The following is a 1,522-nucleotide window of genomic DNA, read 5'->3' as shown; positions in this document are numbered from 1 at the left end:
ATCATGCGGCAGAACGTGGATAATCTGATCTCGGCCTTTGAGAAGGAGACGGCCTTTGTGCCGCTGGAGCTGCCCTGGCTTGGGCAAGGTTCGCTGGAACAACTACTGGCGAGGGGGCGGTGATCTCCTGCTCCGGCGAGGTTGTCCTGCGCGTCGAGGGGCTGACGGTCTATCGGGGATCCCGCTTGGCAGTACAGAATGTGTCATTTGAGCTGAGGGCGGGATCCCATACGGCCATTGTCGGCCCCAATGGCGCTGGCAAAAGTACCTTGGTGCAGGCCATCTTGGGGATCCTGCCGCGGCAGTGCGGCTCGGTTTGGATTCTGGGAGAGCCGGTGTGCCTGTCCGGTTATTTGCCCCCCTCGGTGCGGCAGCAGGTGGCTTACGTGCCCCAGCGTTTTCAGTTCAATCCTGGGATCCCCATGGTGGTGGAGGAGTTTGTGGCTTTGGGTTGGGGGGCATTGCAACCCTGTTGGCCTTGGCAGCAGCGCTCTGCTCGGCGGCAGGCGGTGAAAGAGGCGTTGGAACGGGTCGGCGCATCCCACCTGTCCTCTAAGGCTCTGGGCCAGCTCAGCGGCGGGGAGCTGAAACGGGTGCTGTTGGCCTATTGCTTGGCTTGGCCGCGGCGGTTGCTTATCCTCGACGAGGCACCGGCAGGCTTAGATACGCTCAGCGAGGGGGAGTTTTACCGGCTCCTGGAAGAGCTGCGCCAATCTCTGGGCTGGGCCATTTTGCAGATCTCCCATGATTTGGAAATGGTGTCTTGCTATTGCGACCGCGTGCTGTGCCTCAACCAATCCCTCATCTGCCAGGGATCCCCCCAGGTGGCTTTGGCACCAGAAGTGCTGAGCCGGGTTTATGGGCCTGTTCGCGACAGCGGTGCGGAGCACCATTTTGTCCGCTACCACCGTCACTGAGGGGAAGGCGATGTTGGAGGGCTGGGTGCGGGTAGTGGAGCTGTTGCAGTTGCCCTTTATGCAGCGGGCCATGCTGGGTGGGATCCTCACCGGCATGACAGGTGGGCTGCTGGGCAGTTTTGTTATTCTGCGGCAACTGTCGTTTTTTAGCGATGCCCTGGGGCATTCGGCTCTGCTGGGGATTGTTTTGGGAGTGCTGCTGGGGCTGAATCCCACCGTGGTGTTGATGGTGTTTGGGGTGGGATTTGCTTTGGGCGTCACCTTTGTCTTGGAGCGCACTCAACTGTCGGCGGATGCGGTGCTGAACATCATCTACTCTTCCTCTTTGGCGCTAGCCGTTATCGCCCTCAGCTTGCTGCCCGGCTATCGGGGCAACCTCAACCAGTTGTTGTTTGGGGAGATTTTGGGGATCAGCCCGGCAGCCCTGTGGACGAGCGGGATCCTCTTGCTGATCAGCTCGGCCTATGTGGGATTGACTTTGCCCTCCCAAATGTTGCTGACCCTGGATGAGCCGCTGGCGCGGGCGCGGGGGGTTCAGGTGGGCTGGCAGAAGCTGGCTTTTGTGGTGTTGCTGGCTGTGGTGGTGGCGCTCTCAATTCGCTCTG

General features: G+C 60.6%; 2 protein-coding genes. Both read left to right on the top strand.

Going from position 1 to position 1,522, the window contains the following annotated elements; all coding sequences use genetic code 11:
- The first annotated feature begins 119 nt into the window (after positions 1–119).
- Positions 120–917: a metal ABC transporter ATP-binding protein gene (locus tag NW837_RS05030; protein ID WP_414329569.1), complete on the top strand. Its 798-nt coding sequence runs from the start codon at positions 120–122 to the stop codon at positions 915–917.
- On the top strand, positions 895–1,522 hold a 628-nt coding region (locus NW837_RS05025), incomplete at its 3' end, for a metal ABC transporter permease (protein WP_414329567.1). The genes NW837_RS05030 and NW837_RS05025, both read left to right, overlap by 23 nt.

Origin of the sequence: Synechococcus sp. R6-10, from assembly GCF_047461815.1 — a bacterium.
Classification (GTDB): domain Bacteria; phylum Cyanobacteriota; class Cyanobacteriia; order Thermostichales; family Thermostichaceae; genus Thermostichus.
The sequence above is the reverse complement of the archived record's forward strand: the minus strand, read 5'-3'. Positions and strand labels throughout refer to the sequence as shown.